This window comes from Myxococcus eversor, assembly GCF_010894455.1.
In the GTDB taxonomy this organism is placed as follows: Bacteria; Myxococcota; Myxococcia; order Myxococcales; family Myxococcaceae; genus Myxococcus; species Myxococcus eversor.
Genome location: NZ_JAAIXY010000006.1, coordinates 127,786 through 141,955, shown reverse-complemented (window position 1 = coordinate 141,955; position 14,170 = coordinate 127,786). Strand labels below are relative to the sequence as shown.

The window sequence follows — 14,170 nt, the reverse complement described above, 5'->3', positions numbered from 1 at the left end:
GCGCGGCGAGCCATGAGCGTGGACAAGGTGGGCGCAGTGGGAGGCGCGGGCCCGGCGTCGGTGGAGCCCGGCCGGGAGCGATTCGGCGAGGTGCTGGAGGGCGCCCGAGGGACGGCGAGAGAGGCGACGCCGTCGGTGACGACAGAAGGCGCGGCGCGTCCGGCCGTCGAGGCCTCGCGTGGCGTGACGCGAGCCGAAGGGACGCAGGCCTCCGCGGGATGCGCGGAAGTGAAGAAGGGGACGCGAGTGGACTCCGTCCAGACGGCGCGAGAGCAGCACGCCGCGCGGGCCTTGGAGCGGGTGGGGCAGGCGCAGAAGCGGTTGGACCGCATCATGGAGATGGCGGAGTCGGGGCGTGATTTCACGCCCGGGGAGTTGCTCGCGTTGCAGGCCCAGGTCTACCGGGCGAGCCAGGAGCTCGACCTCGCCGGCAAGGTCGTCGAGAAGGCGACCGGTGGCGTCAAGCAGGTCCTCCAGACGCAGGTTTGAGGCGCGCGTGCGCATGGCTTCGAGTGACCGACGCTGGCTTCTCTTCGTGTGTCTCATGTTCGTCACCGCGTGCCGGGAGCGCATCCAGCACGGCCTGGATGAGCGACAGGCCAACGAGCTGCAATCCGTGCTCATCGAGCGCGGCCTTGATGCGCGCAAGGTGCCCGAGGGGGGCAAGAAGCCCTCCTGGGCCATCGAAGTCACGGGAGACCAGTCTTCGGATGCGGTGCGAGTGCTCGCCGAGCTGGGGCTGCCGAGGCCGGCGGCGGAGGTCGGCTGTGACGTCTTTGGCGGTGGAGGCCTGGTGCGCACGCCGGTGGAAGAGGGGGTGTGCAGGGTGAGGGTGCTGGAGCGGGGCCTGGAGAAGACGCTTCAATCCGTGGAGGGTGTGCTGCTGGCGCGCGTCCATCTGGTGGTGCCTCCCGTGCCAAGGCCCGGGCAGGTCGCGGTGCCTTCCAAGGCCTCGGCGATGCTGCGCGTGACTCCGGGCAGCGCGGCGAGGGTGCGGAAGTCCTCGGACGTCTTGAAGGCGCTCCTGGCGGGAGGAGTGGAAGGGCTCTCCTCGGAGTCGGTATCGCTGCTGGTGGACGAGGTTCCCGTGAGGGTGGAGGTGGCTCCGGCGAGTGGACTGTCGTCCCTGTCCAGGCTGCGGTGGTTGCTTGCCGTGCTGGGCGTGTTGGTGACGGGGCTGTCAGGGGCCTTGGTGTGGGTGACGCTGCGGATGCGCCACTATCGAGAGCGGAGCCTGGTGCCTCCCGCGCCGCCAGTGCCCGCGCGTCCCGTGCTCTCTCCTGGAGCGACTCGCAAGGTCGCCTGAGCAGGCAACGGAGGTTCTCATCATGGATGCGACACGTGTGGGCCGGGCCTCGCGCCCGGCGAGGAGAGGTGTGTCCGCTCCAGCGCGGGAGCCGACGCTCGCGCCAGTGGACGAGCCGCGACTTGCTCCGGTGCGGGAGCCGCTGCTTGTTCCGACGGAGGAGGCTCTGTCAGTTCGGGCGCCAGTTCCGCTGGCGGAGCAGGCGACGACGATTCGGCGTCAGCCTCCGATTCTCCCGCTGGAGCGCTATGCGCTGGTGACGTGGGTCCTGGGGCGAGAGCGGGCCGAGGAGCTTCTGGAAGGGCTGGGAACGGAGGCCTTGAAGCGAGCGAAAGCGCACCTGCGGTGCATCGTCGCGATGCCCTCGGCCCAGCGACAGGCGAAGGTCGCGAAGGAGTTCGGGGAGCGGAGCGACGCGGCGGCCCGGCTGAAGGCCTTGATGGATGAGGTGCCGGAGCCGCTTCGCAAGGAGGTGTTCCGGCGCCTCCCGCCCTATCACCGGACCCTGTTTCCTGGCCGGAAGGAGGAACCCTCGGACCCGTTGGCTCCGCCGCTGCTGGCCGCGCTCGCGGAGCGACTCATCCGGGAAGCCACGCGCTGACCTCCTCGCGTGTAGCCGTCCTGGCTCGCGTACCCGGCATCCCGCGTGCGGATGCCGATGCACCGCAAACCCGCGCCAACACGAGCGCGCCTCATGGCGAGGGGCGTGCACGAGCGGGGTGTCACCTCTTGCCGCTCACGACCCTTCGATGAACCCCGATACCGAGCCCTCCCTGTCTCCTCCCGTGCCTCGTCGACTGCGTCGGCTGGGGTCGCGCCGGTTGAGCCGAGCGCACCTCATGCTTTCGCGACGGCCCCGTGTAGCCGGACTCGGGCGTGAGGCCCTGGGCGATATCTGTGAGGCGTTGGGTCGGGAGCTGGGGTGTCCGGTGTCAGCGGAGGCCCGGCTGTTGGATGCCGTGGTCTTGTCTCCGAACGGGCTGTCGAGGCCCGCGGTCTTCATCCTGTTGGAGCTGTCGGCGGTGGGAAGCGTGGCCGTGCTGGAGTTGGAGCCCGCGCTGGCGGTCGCCGCGTTGGAGCGAATCGCCGGGTCAGGAGGCAGGTCCGGGGCGGTGACTGAGCTGGCGCGACTGGAAGAGGCGACGCTGGCGTACCTGGTGTTGGTGGCGCTCTCCGCCGTGCGCTCCAAGTCACCGCTGTATCCGGCCCTGGCGCCGCGCCTGTCCGGGCTGACGATGCGGCGTGAAGACGTCGCGTTGCGTCTGCGGGGACGACAGTCGCTGGTGGGCGTGGAGCTGGATGTGACGGTGGGGCAGGTGCGCGCGGGCGGACGGTTGTTGCTGCCTGCTTCCGTGCTTCAGGGCGTGGCTCAGGAATTTCCCGTGGAGCGAGTCACGGGCGCCGCTCCGCAAGTGCTCGCCGCGACGCTCAAGCTGAGGTGCCTCCTTGGACAGACGCCGCTGTCGCCGCAGGCGATGGACGCGCTCGCGGTGGGGGACGTCGTCGTCTTCGAGGGCGTGCGTCGCGAGGACACCCGCCTCTTCGGCCCCGGGAGGTTGGTGGCCCGGGGCTTCTCTCTCTCGGGGACGTTTCAGCCCGAGGGTTTCTCGCTGACCCGCGCGCGTGTCCGCGCGCATTTCCAGGAGTCGAACATGGTGGTCGTGAATGAACGGAGTGAGGGCATTCCCCCGCTTCCGGTGGACGTGGAAGTGGAGCTGACGCGGGTGCTGGTCCCGCTCTCCGAACTGGCGGCGTTGAGGCCGGGGGTCCTGCTTCCGCTGCACATCAATGCCAGCGAGCCGGTGTTGTTGCGCGTGGGAGACCGAGTGGTGGCGCGCGCCGAATTGGTGGACCTGGAGGGCGAGGTGGGTGCCCGTGTCCTGGCCCTGTTGCCGTGAGTGAGCCCATGCGCATTCCGAACGCTTCGCTCTCGCCTCGCGCCCGTCTTCAGGTCGCGACGCTGCTCGTCCTCGGGTTGGCCTTGCTGGGGCCCCTGGGCGGCGTTTCCGTGGTGGCCACTGCTCGTTGGCTCCTGGTGCTGGGGGCACTCAGTGGCCTGGGCTGGTGGTGGTTTCGACGGGGCGCCTCGGAGGCACGTGTGGCGAGCGTGGAGCGGATGCAGGTCATCTCCCGCGCGGGGCTCTCTCCTCGCTGTGGCCTTGCGTTGGTGGAGGTCGAAGGACGGGGATTTCTCGTGGCCTTCGGAGATGCGTTCGCGGAAGTCCATGCGCTGCCCGAGCGGGAGGTGGAACCTGGGATGCTCGCTCAGGCGCGTCGACCGCGCCCGGGGCGTGGGCTCCGCAAGGGGATGCGGTCATGACGGGCGGTTGGGGAGTTCTCTCGCCAGTCCTGGCCGTGGCGTCGGAAGGCTCGCTCAGCCAGCAGTCCTTCGCGGGGAGCCCGCTGTCGATGATGGGGATGTTGGCGGTGATGTCTCTGTTGCCGTTCGCGGTGTTGATGCTGACGAGCTTCTCGAAAATCGCGGTGGTGTTGTCGCTGGCGCGCTCGGCGATGGGGACCCAGCAGGCACCACCCACGCTGGTGTTGACGGGGCTGGCGGCGGTGCTGACGGGCCACATCATGGCGTCGGTGATGGAGCGGACGTACGACGCGGGGCAGCTCGCCTATCAGGACCTGGAGGCCGGCTCCGGCGTGAAGATTCTCGAGGCCGCGGCCCGGGTGGCGGAGCCGCTGCGAGCTTTTCTCGTGAAGCATGGGAGCCCCGAGGAGCGGGCTCGTTTCGTGGATCTGGCGCGGGAGCTTCGTCCCCCGGAGGAAATGGACGCGGTGCGGGAGACGGACCTCTTCGTCATCATTCCGGCCTTCGTCCTCACCGAGTTGAAGGAGGCCTTTCAGATTGGCTTCCTCGTGTTCCTCCCGTTCCTGGTGCTCGACATGGTCATCGCCAACGTGTTGCTCGCGTTGGGGATGCAGACGCTGTCGCCCAGTCAGGTGAGTCTGCCTTTCAAGATTCTTCTCTTCGTGGCCGTGGATGGTTGGTCGCTGCTCGCGCGCGGCCTCATCCTTGGTTACCGGTGATGCGATGACCCAGGATGTGTTGTTGAGCCTGGGACGTGAGGCCTTGTTGTTGATGGTCCTCGCGTCCTTGCCACCCATTGGCGCGAGCCTGGTGGTGGGTTTCCTTTCGAGTCTGTTCCAGGCGACGACGCAGCTTCAGGAAAGCACGTTGTCCGTGGTGCCGAAGCTGTGTGCGGCGGTAGTGGCGTTGGTGCTCGCGGGGCCCTGGATTGCCGCGCAGCTCACGCGATTCACCCACCAACTCCTGATGCTCATCTCCGAGGTGTCGGCATGAACCTGGAGTTGCTGCGCGCTCAACTGGAGACGCTGGGCCCGGATGCCGTCGCGGTGGCGCTGTGTGCCGCCCGGCTTCTGCCCGTGGCCTTCCTGTGCCCGCTGTTGGGGGGACAGGCCACGCCCACCACGGTGCGACTGGGGTGGGTGTTGTCGCTGTCGCTCTTTCTGCGCGCGGAGGGAGGCGTTGGTACGGCGGAGCCCGTGACGTCGTCGCTGGAGTTGGGAGGCCTGGTGTTGCGCGAGCTGGCCTATGGCATCTCGGTGGGGCTGGTCGCGGCGCTGCCGTTCGATGCGGCGCGAATGGGTGGACGTTTCATCGACCTGCTTCGTGGGACGTCCGCCGAGGCGAGCCTGCCGCTCGCGGGCAGCCGGGAGTCGGCCACGGGCGAGGGGCTCTACCACCTGCTGGTGGGACTGGCGACGTCGGGGGCCGTGGCGCCCCTGGTCCTGGGAGCACTGGTGCGTGGCTTTGGCGTGGTGAAGCTGGGGGCCTTCGTGCCCACGGAAGCGGCGACATTGCACGTCGTCGTCCTCGCGGGTGGGGCATTGGCCACGGGGCTGGCGGTGGGGGCGCCGATGGCGGCGGCGATGCTGGCGGTGGACTGTTTCCTGGCCTTGGCCTCGCGCGCGGCGCCGCAAGTGAATCTCCAAGAACTGGGGGCTCCGCTGCGAATCCTGGGGGGCGGCGTGGTGCTGTGGCTGGGAATCGGGTTGCTGTGTGAGCGACTGCTGGCGGAGGTGCTCTCCACGGAGGGGGCGCTCTCGTTGCTGGGGACCCTGGCGCAATGAGTGGAGAGAAGACGGAGTTGCCGTCGGCCCGACGACTGCGCGAGGCCCGCCGCAAGGGGCAGATTCCCCGCAGCCGACTGTTGTCCTCCAGCGCCGTGACTTTGGGCGGAGTGCTTGGCTTCGGCTCGGGAGCGCTCGGGATGTCCTCTCGGCTCGAGGAGTGGACGTCGAGGCTGTTCCTGGAGCAGCAGCACACGGGTGCCTTGGAAGAAGGGCTCTGGATTTTCGTGCGCCTGAGCGCGCCCGCGCTGGGGGGCGCGTTCGCCGCGTCACTGGCGGTCTCCATGGCCACGGTGGGCTTGGAAATGGACCCGAGCCATGTGGCGCCGAAGCTGGAGCGGGTCAGTCTCTCGTCGGGGCTGAAACGCCTCTTCAGCGTGAAACCCCTGAAGGAGTTGGGCAAGGCGTTGGTGGTGGTGGCCGTGGTGGGAGGCCTTGTTTGGAGTGACGTGGAGTCGGTCGGTCCGGACGCGCTGAGGACGGCCTGGCTGGCCGGGCGTGAGGGACTGCCACTCATGCTGGAGCAGCTCGTGGCGCTGATTCGCCGCGTGGCCTGGGTGCTCCTGGTGCTGGGCATCGGGGACTACGTGCTCGCCAGGAGGAGTCATCTGCGCGAGCTGATGATGAGTCGCGAAGAAGTGAAGCGTGAGCACAAGGAGAGTGAAGGGGACCCGCGCCACAAGGGACAGCGCAGGGCCCTGCACCGCCAACTGGCTCAGGGGGGCCCGGCGCGCGGGGTGGGGAAGGCCACGGCGGTGGTGGTCAACCCGACGCACCTCGCGGTCGCCATCCGCTACGACGCTCGGGAGAGCGAGGCGCCCTACCTCGTGGCGAAAGCGCGAGAGGAAGACGCGCTGGCGCTTCGGGAGGAGGCCCAGCGGCTCGGGGTGCCGGTGGTGCGGGACATCCCGTTGGCGCGAAGCCTCATTCACTACGACATCGGGGAGCCCATTCCCGAAGAGCTGTACCAGGCCGCGGCGGTCGTCTTGCGCACGGCGATGGAGTCGCGGGACGCGGACGAAGCAGCACGGAGACAGACATCATGAAGGTGCTCGCGAAGTGGTTGATGAAGGTGCGCAGCTCGTCGGACCTCGTGCTGGCGGTGGCGATGGCCGCGGTGCTGGGAGCGCTCATCATTCCCCTGCCGGCGTGGCTGCTGGACGTGGGGTTGGCGGTGAACCTGGCGGCGGCGGTGGCACTGCTGGTGGCGTCGCTGCGAGCCAAGGACGCGCTGAAGGTGACGTCCTTTCCTTCGCTGCTGCTGTTCACCACGCTGTTCCGGCTGGCGCTCAATGTCTCGTCCACGCGCCTGGCGCTGGCGGAGGGACACGCGGGCGACGTCATCCAGGCGTTTGGTGAGTTCGTCGTGCAGGGGGACTACGTCGTCGGCGGCGTGGTGTTCGCCATCCTCTCGTTGGTCCAGTTCCTGGTGGTGGCGAAGGGAGCCGAGCGCGTCGCGGAGGTGTCCGCCCGGTTCACCCTGGACGCGATGCCGGGCAAGCAGATGTCCATTGATGCGGACCTGCGCGCGGGGGCCATCGACCAGGCCCAGGCCCGGAAACGACGGAGGGACCTGGAGCGGGAGTCGCAGATGTTCGGCGCCATGGATGGCGCGATGAAGTTCGTGAAGGGAGACGTCATCGCGGGCCTCGTCATCGTCGCGGTGAACCTGCTCGGTGGCTCGCTCATCGGCGTACTTCAAGGCGGGATGACGCTCTCCGAAGCCGCGTCGACCTTCGCGCTCATCGCCATCGGTGATGGCCTGGTCTCCCAGGTGCCCTCCCTGTGCATCACCGTGGCGGCGGGCCTCGTCGTCACCCGGGTCGCGTCGGAGCACGAGGACGACTCGCTGGGCTCTGAGATTGGTTCGCAGTTCTTCGGGGACGCCCGGACACTCTGGGTGGTTGCCGGACTGTGTGTCGCGCTCGCGCTGATGCCGGGCATGCCGCACCTGACCTTCCTGCTGTTGGCGGCAGGGCTCGTCGGACTGGGTCGGGCCCTGAAGCGCGGTGTTCCTCGGGGAGAGGCGGCGAAGGGGGGAGGAGCCGCGACAGGCTCCAAGGCGGGGGACTCGGAGAAGGAAGGCGCGGCTCCAGAGAGCGCCGTGGTGCCGGTGGGCGTGTCTCCCCTCACGTTGGACCTCGCGCCGGACCTGACGGCGCTGGCCCAGGCGTCCGCTGGTGCCTTCGTCCACAAGACGTTGAACACCGTGCGCGACGAGCTCTTCTTCGAGCTGGGGGTGCGCATCCCTGGCATCCGGGTGCGGACACAGGCCGCATACCTGTCTCCTGGCGAGTACCGAATCCTGGTGGATGAAGTGCCAGCCGGAGGCGGACAGGTGCGCGTGGAGGGGCTCTATGCGCTGGCGCCTCCCGACGAGCTCGCGTTCCTCCAGGTGAAGGCGGACCCGGCGGTGGAGCCCTCGACGGGGAGGACCATCAGCCACATTCCTGAAGCCGGCCGGGGACCGGTTGAACTCGCGCAGGTCCAGGTCCTTCGTCCCGACGAGCTGCTCGCGGACCACCTGCGAGGCGTGTTGCGGAGCCGGGCCGCGGACCTGTTGGGACTCCAGGATGTCCAGGGGCTGCTGGATGGCTTGGAGCCCCGTGCGCCCATGCTGGTGAAGGAGGCGCTGCAGAAAGTCCCGTTGCCGCTGCTGGCGGACGTGCTGCGAAAGCTCCTCCAGGAGGGCGTCAGCATTCGAGACCTGCGAGCCATCCTGGAGGCGCTCGTCTCACCCACCACGGAAGGGGACGCCGTCGCGCTCGCCGAGCGTTGTCGCCAGGCCCTGCGCCGCTACCTCAGCCACAAGTTCGCGCCCACCGGGCCGCTGTACGCATACCTCGTGGACCCGGAGGTGGAGGAAATCCTGCGGTCCACCAGTCAGCGAGGACCCGCGCCAGACCCGGAGCGCGTGGCGGAGATCCTGGAAGGCGTCCGACAGGTGGCCACCGGCGGAAAAGCCGTGCTGCTCACCGCGCCAGACGTCCGGCGGTCGCTGCGGAGGCTCTGCGAGGGGGCGTTTCCCGAAGTGGCCGTGCTCACCTATGGGGAGCTGGACGGGGCCCTTCAGATTCGGCCCATCGGCAGGCTTTCGCCCGTGCCGATGGGGTCCTGAGTCGACTCAGAGGCCCGTGCCGGTGCTGCCGGAGCTCTTGGTCTCAGGGGAGGGCAAATCGCTCTGGGCCTGCTGGGGGGCGGGACGGTTGACCCTGTCGCGCAGCTCCTTGCCGGTGCGGAAGAGCAGGCCACGCTTGGGCTTCACCGGGATGACCTGACCCGTCTTCGGGTTGCGTCCCTGGTAGCCCTGGTAGTTCTTCACGTGGAAGGCGCCGAGACCGCGAATCTCGATGTTCTCGCCGCGACAGAGGGCATCCTTCATCGACTCGAAAATCGTCTCGATGGTGGCCTCAGCCTGCTTCTGCGTCACGCCCCGCTTGGCCACGAGGATGTTGATCAGATCGGACTTGAGCATCGGACGCTCCCGCAAACCCGGTGACCCCTTGGCGACAGGGCACTGTGGCCCGTGGTGAATCAGGAAAACATAACAGAACGCGCCGGCACTGCAAGCTGGGTGGACTCCCAACCACCTAGAAACTTTACGGATTTCCGCCTGCCGCCACCTTGGCGGGCGCCGAGGGGGGCGCTTCGGCCAGTTCGGGCCGCAGGGGCGCCACCAGGTCGGTCCACCGGGTCTGACGCAGGCGCTCGACGCCGAGGCAGTCCGCCTCCTGGAAGAAGTGCTCTACCTGCTCGAAGCCCGAGGCTCGCGGACCATCCCAGGTATCCGCGCCTCCAGAAATCATCACCCCGTGCACCGCGAGGGTGGTGTCGGCGAGGGTGAGAGAGGCCGGGTCCCTGGCGGGCCGCAGACCTCCCCGGCGCTGGCGCTCCAGGAGGCCCGCGGCTTCCATGCGGTCCACCACTTCGTGGACGAGCGACTCGGGGACCCGCAGTCGGGTCGCCAGTTCCCGAGGCGTGGGGGCCAGGCCTCCGTCCACCCACGTCAGGGTGGTCTCCTGGGCGATGCGGGAGGCCACCAGCTCGTGGGCGCGGGGATGGGTGCCGAACGCGAAGAGCGAGTCCCGGAACGCCGTGTGCTCGACGGCGTAGGAGAGCCGGGCGCCGAAGAGCAGCAGCAGCCAGCTCACGTAGACCCACGCGAGGAAGAGGGGCAGGGCGCTCAGCGAGGCATAGAGCAGGTTGTACTGGAAGCTGCGCGCGGCGAACTCGGCGTAGAGGGACTTGGCCACCATCCATCCGAGCCCCGCGACGAGTCCTCCCGCGAGGGCGGAGCGCACCCGCACGTGTGCGTAGGGCGTCCAGAAGTACAGCATCGTCAGTCCCACCACCGCGATGAGCGTGGTGCCCAGCGCGATGAAGGCCCCGGGATACGGCAGGCTCTGCAGCACGCCGCGCACCGCCCGGGTTCCGGTGAAGGACGCCGCCAGGAAGATGGGGCCCAGCAGCAACAGCCCGGCGTAGATGAGCAGGCGGATGCCCCACGGGCGCTGACGCCGGATGCCCCACAGCTCGTTCACCGCGCCGTCGATGTGGCGCAGCAGCGAACCGGCGGACAGGAGGATGGCCAGGAAGCCGATGCTGCCGATGGCCACCGAGTTGCCCTGGTCCAGCAGCCGGTTGAGCACCGCGGCGGACTTCTCCTGGACTCCCGGCGCGAGCAGCTCGCGGACGACGGAGCGCAGGCGCTCCTCGAAGCGGTCCTGGTGGAAGGCGTTCAGCAGCACCAGGCCCACCGTCAGCAAGGGCACCAGCGAGAACATGCTGATGTAGGTGAGGGCGGCGGCGCGAAGCCGGAGATTCTCCCCCCGAAACCCCTGAGTCACGGTGCTCGCCGCGAGCACCGTGTCCGTGGCGAAGCGGCCCACCTGCGTTCCCTCCACGGGGGCCCAGACGCGCAGGGCCCAGTCCCGCAGCCGGTCCCGGGTGGTTCTGAGCCACGAAAAGGGAGACGGAGCCACGGCCAGCCTCAGGTGCGCCAGCCCACGAAGGGGCGGGCCCCTCGAAGGCAGGGGATGAAGGGGCTGCGGGAGGCTTCGAGCGGAGCGGAGCTGAGGGTCATCCGGGACTGAAGTGGGGCAGGGAAGCCGACGACGCTCCGCGACATGGAGCCGCAAGGCTAGCCAAACCGGAGCCTCCTGGGCCAGCCCACCCCGTGACGCCGCTGTTCGGGGCACACCTCCCGACATCTCCGCCCGGCCCGGAGGGTGGGAAGGGGGTGAGAAGCTGGCACTGACTCGGCCCTCGAAGCGGAGCTGGGGTGCGTTGGTGCGGCGTCCTGGGGATGTCACGACGGAGGACTGACGGTCGCTCCAGGCTCGAACCACGTCACCTGGTCGCCGGAAGAGCTGGCGGGTGGGAGTCCGCGCGCGAGCGCCTGGCTCTAGCGAACGAAGTCCCGAACTCGCCCCGGCCTCGAGCCTGGGGCAGGCCGCCCTCTCGCGAAAGAGGGCGGCGTCAAGCTCAGCCCCCGCCGCTCAACGAGGCGGGGACTCGGCGGGATGGGGATGCGTTGGCATCACCCACCCCACCGTGGTTCATCAGGTCGTGCCGCCCGAGGGCTCCGAGCCGCCCTGGCCAGAAGAGGCCGGAGGCGTCGAGCCGCCACCGCCCTCGTTGCCGCCTCCGCCCGACGAGCCCTGGCCACCACCGCCGCGCTCGCCACGGCGCTCGCCGCGCTCACCGCCACGGTCCGCACGCTCTCCACGGTCGCCGCGCTCGCCACCACCGCGCTCGCCGCGTTCGCCACGCTGCTCGCCGCCACCGCGCTCGCCACCACGGTCCGCACGTTCGCCGCGCTGCTCGCCGCCGCGTTCACCGCGCTCGCCGCCCCGCTCTCCGCGCTCACCACCGCCGCGTTCACCGCGCTCGCCACCACCGCGCTGCTCCCCACCCCGGTCGCCGCGCTCGCCACCACCGCGCTCGCCGCCCCGGTCTCCGCGAGGACGGTCCCCGCCGCGCTCCGGGCGTCGGCCACCACCGCCACCACCACCGCTGCCGCCACCACCCCGGTCATCCCGCCGTTCACCACCACCGTTACGGTCCCGGTCCCTGCCACCGCCGCGGCGGTTCTGGTCCTGGCGTCCGAAGCCGCCGCTGTCCGGCTTGCGATGCTGCATCGCCAGCTCGCCATCACCCGAGCCCGGCGACGAGGCCACCTTGTGCTCGGGCCCCGTGGCCGAGCGTCCGTAGATGTCGTATTGCTCGCGGTGGTAGTTCTGCTGCGCCTTGACCTGGATGGACTTGTTGTACCGGTCCATCAGGTGCCGCAGCTCGTTGCGCTCCTCGCCCTGGAGCAGGCGCGCCACTTCCGCGTTGCAGTTGATGACCAGCGTGGAGTCCTTGTAGCCCGGCGCCTCCCGGCGAATCTCTCGGAAGATTTCGTACGCCACCGTGGTCGCCGTCTTCACGAAGCCGTTTCCGTCGCAGTACGGGCAATCCTCGTGCAGCACGCGGCCAATGGACTCGCGCACGCGCTTGCGCGTCATCTCCACGAGGCCCAGCTCGGAGATGCGCAGCACGTTCGTCTTCGCCTTGTCGCGGCCCAGCGCCTCCTGCAGCGACTTGAAGACCTTGTCCCGGTTCTGCGCCTTCTCCATGTCGATGAAGTCGCAGATGATGATGCCGCCGATGTTGCGCAGCCGGAGCTGGTAGACGATCTCCTTGGCCGCCTCGACGTTGATCTTGGTGATGGTCTCCTCGAGGCTCTTCTTGCCGACGTAGCGGCCCGAGTTGACGTCGATGGCGGTGAGCGCCTCGGCCTGGTCGATGATGAGGTAGCCGCCGCTCTTCAGCCACACCTTGCGCTGCGTGGCGCGCTGCAGCTCCTGCTCGATGCCGTACGCGTCGAAGACGGTGTCGTCACCCTCGTGCAGCGCCACCCTGTCCCGCAACGCCGGGTCCTGCGCCGTCACGAAGCCGAGGATTCGCTCGTACTCCTCGCGGTCGTCGACGACGAGCTTCTCCACGTCGTGCGCGAACAAGTCACGCGTGGCGCGCAGGATGAGGTCCAGGTCCGGATGCAGGATGCCCGGCCCGCCCCGCTTCTCGTTCTTGCGGACGACCTGGTTCCACACCTCGATGAGGAACCGGATGTCGCTCTCCAGCTTCTCCTGCGGCACGTTCTCCGCCACCGTGCGCACGATGAAGCCCGTCCCGGGCGGACGCAGCCGGTCCACGATTTCACGCAGCCGCCGGCGCTCCTTCTCGTTGGAGATGCGGCGGCTGATGCCCACGTGGTCCACCGTGGGCATGAACACGAGCTGACGGCCCGGAATCGAGATGTGCGAGGTGAGGCGCGCGCCCTTCGTGCCGATGGGGTCCTTGGAAATCTGGACCACGACCTCCTGGCCCACCTTCAGCAAGTCCTCAATCTTGTCCGTCCGGCGCTGCTTGACCTTCTCCTTGCCGCCCTCTTCGTGCTTGTCCCGGCGCTTCTCGTCGCCCTTGTGCCGGCCCTTGTCCTTGTCCTTCTCCTTCTCCCTGGCGCGCGGCTCACGCGCCTCCCGGGCCTCGCGCGGCGCGCGGCGCTCGCCAGAGACCTCCGCCGGACGCGCGGCCACGGCCGCCTCGTCGCCCGTCGGAGAGGGAATCAGCTCGCTCAGCGCGGTGGCCGCGTGCGGCGGCGGCTCGGGCGGCAGCATCGCCACGGCCAGCGCGGCGGCCGCATCTTCGTCGGACAGGGGCGCGGCGGCCTCGGCGGGAGTCTCGGACGGGCTCTCCGCGGCAGGGGCCTCGAGCACCGCGACGGCCACGGACGCCGTCTCCAGCACGTGCGCCGCGGACTCGCCGGCGGACACGGTGAGCTCCGTCACCTCCACCGTCACGGACGCCTCGGCTACCGCCGTGAGGGCCTCGGTGGAAGGCTCGCCGACCGGAGCGGGGGCCTCGGCGCCAGGGGCCAGCTCGATGGACGGAGCGTTCGCCGCCAGCTCCAGGAGCGTGTCGCGCGGCAGGGACTCGGTGCGGTGGGCCTGGTCCTCACCCGCCAGCTCCGCGGCTTCCGCCTCCACGTCGACGACGTGGCTCGGTCCCGCGTCCCGGGCCGCCTCCTCGGCGGCATCGGCCTCGGACTCGGTGGGCACGTCGGGGGCGTCTTCGTGCTCCCCCTCCGTCAGCTCGAACTGGGCCCGGGCGAAGTCCGGGTCGTAGACGACGTCGCTGACGTAGAGGAAAGCGGCCTTCTCCAGGCCGATGTCCACGAAGGCCGCCTGCATGCCGGGGAGCACCCGGACCACGCGGCCCTTGTAGATATTTCCGACGACGCCCTTGTCCTTCTTACGCTCGAGATAGAACTCCGCGATGTGCCCGTTCTCGACGAGCGCCACGCGGGTCTCCCGACCCGCGGCGTTGATGACGAGGATGCTGCTCATGGACGAATCCTGGACGCGCGCGCGGTAGGGCGGACCTCACCGGACGGGAGGCGGCAAGACGCCGCGCCTCCGAGCACGCTGCGAAGGGAGAGGCGGCCTCCGGTGGCACTCCAGTCAGGACGGCCTTCCCGGTCTGTCCGGGTACGGCTCGCATCACGCTGTCGAGGGCCAAGGGGACCACCGCCTGCTCCTCCGAATTTAGTCGCTCCGCTTTGCGACCGGCACCCTGCCGGGCGGAGCCTTGTCTTCAACCGCGTTCGAGGTCCTCCACCACGCGCGTGCCGCCCGCTCCTTCCTTCCACACCCGGTCGGTGCCCTTCAGTGGGCCACCTTGGGGGGGCGACTGGAGCCCCGGCGCAGCCGACGC

Annotated in this window: 13 protein-coding genes; 10 read left to right on the top strand and 3 right to left on the bottom strand. The window is 69.4% G+C overall.

Going from position 1 to position 14,170, the window contains the following annotated elements; all coding sequences use genetic code 11:
• Positions 1–12 precede the first annotated feature (12 nt).
• The 10 genes from G4D83_RS14120 (at position 13) to G4D83_RS14075 (ending at position 8,528) form a co-directional block, all read left to right on the top strand.
• Positions 13–489 carry an ATP-dependent helicase HrpB gene (locus G4D83_RS14120; RefSeq protein ID WP_163865262.1) on the top strand — a complete coding sequence of 159 codons (477 nt, stop codon included), beginning with the start codon at positions 13–15 and terminating at the stop codon, positions 487–489.
• A gap of 13 nt (positions 490–502) precedes the next feature.
• Positions 503–1,306 carry a flagellar M-ring protein FliF gene (locus G4D83_RS14115; RefSeq protein ID WP_240356319.1) on the top strand — a complete coding sequence of 268 codons (804 nt, stop codon included), beginning with the start codon at positions 503–505 and terminating at the stop codon, positions 1,304–1,306.
• A 22-nt stretch (positions 1,307–1,328) separates the two neighbouring features.
• A complete protein-coding gene (locus tag G4D83_RS14110; protein ID WP_176433253.1) occupies positions 1,329–1,907 on the top strand; it encodes a hypothetical protein in 579 nt (192 codons plus the stop codon).
• A gap of 238 nt (positions 1,908–2,145) precedes the next feature.
• A complete protein-coding gene (locus tag G4D83_RS14105; RefSeq protein ID WP_240356318.1) occupies positions 2,146–3,204 on the top strand; it encodes a FliM/FliN family flagellar motor switch protein in 1,059 nt (352 codons plus the stop codon).
• 8 nt (positions 3,205–3,212) lie between these two features.
• Positions 3,213–3,626: a flagellar biosynthetic protein FliO gene (locus tag G4D83_RS14100; protein WP_163865260.1), complete on the top strand. Its 414-nt coding sequence runs from the start codon at positions 3,213–3,215 to the stop codon at positions 3,624–3,626.
• On the top strand, positions 3,623–4,345 hold the full coding sequence (gene sctR, locus G4D83_RS14095; protein WP_163865259.1) for a type III secretion system export apparatus subunit SctR: 723 nt from the start codon (positions 3,623–3,625) through the stop codon (positions 4,343–4,345). Before G4D83_RS14100 ends, sctR begins: the two co-directional genes overlap by 4 nt.
• Positions 4,346–4,349: 4 nt before the next feature.
• Positions 4,350–4,619, top strand: coding sequence for a flagellar biosynthetic protein FliQ (locus G4D83_RS14090; protein WP_163865258.1), 270 nt, complete (start codon positions 4,350–4,352; stop codon positions 4,617–4,619).
• Positions 4,616–5,410: an EscT/YscT/HrcT family type III secretion system export apparatus protein gene (locus tag G4D83_RS14085; protein WP_163865257.1), complete on the top strand. Its 795-nt coding sequence runs from the start codon at positions 4,616–4,618 to the stop codon at positions 5,408–5,410. Before G4D83_RS14090 ends, G4D83_RS14085 begins: the two co-directional genes overlap by 4 nt.
• Positions 5,407–6,456 carry an EscU/YscU/HrcU family type III secretion system export apparatus switch protein gene (locus G4D83_RS14080; protein ID WP_163865256.1) on the top strand — a complete coding sequence of 350 codons (1,050 nt, stop codon included), beginning with the start codon at positions 5,407–5,409 and terminating at the stop codon, positions 6,454–6,456. The genes G4D83_RS14085 and G4D83_RS14080 overlap by 4 nt, the downstream gene beginning before the upstream one ends.
• A complete protein-coding gene (locus G4D83_RS14075; protein WP_163865255.1) occupies positions 6,453–8,528 on the top strand; it encodes a flagellar biosynthesis protein FlhA in 2,076 nt (691 codons plus the stop codon). The genes G4D83_RS14080 and G4D83_RS14075 overlap by 4 nt, the downstream gene beginning before the upstream one ends.
• A gap of 6 nt (positions 8,529–8,534) precedes the next feature.
• Here the strand turns inward: G4D83_RS14075 and G4D83_RS14070 are convergent, their stop codons facing one another.
• The 3 genes from G4D83_RS14070 to G4D83_RS14060 all read right to left on the bottom strand — a co-directional run bounded on the left by G4D83_RS14070 (position 8,535) and on the right by G4D83_RS14060 (position 13,803).
• Positions 8,535–8,885, bottom strand: a complete 351-nt coding sequence (locus tag G4D83_RS14070; RefSeq protein WP_163865254.1) for an HU family DNA-binding protein — start codon at positions 8,883–8,885, stop codon at positions 8,535–8,537.
• Positions 8,886–9,009: 124 nt separating this feature from the next.
• Complete coding sequence (locus G4D83_RS14065; RefSeq protein ID WP_240356317.1) at positions 9,010–10,392, bottom strand: YhjD/YihY/BrkB family envelope integrity protein; 1,383 nt, start codon at positions 10,390–10,392, stop codon at positions 9,010–9,012.
• Between the two features lie 579 nt (positions 10,393–10,971).
• Positions 10,972–13,803 carry an Rne/Rng family ribonuclease gene (locus tag G4D83_RS14060; RefSeq protein ID WP_163865253.1) on the bottom strand — a complete coding sequence of 944 codons (2,832 nt, stop codon included), beginning with the start codon at positions 13,801–13,803 and terminating at the stop codon, positions 10,972–10,974.
• Between the last annotated feature and the right edge of the window lie 367 nt (positions 13,804–14,170).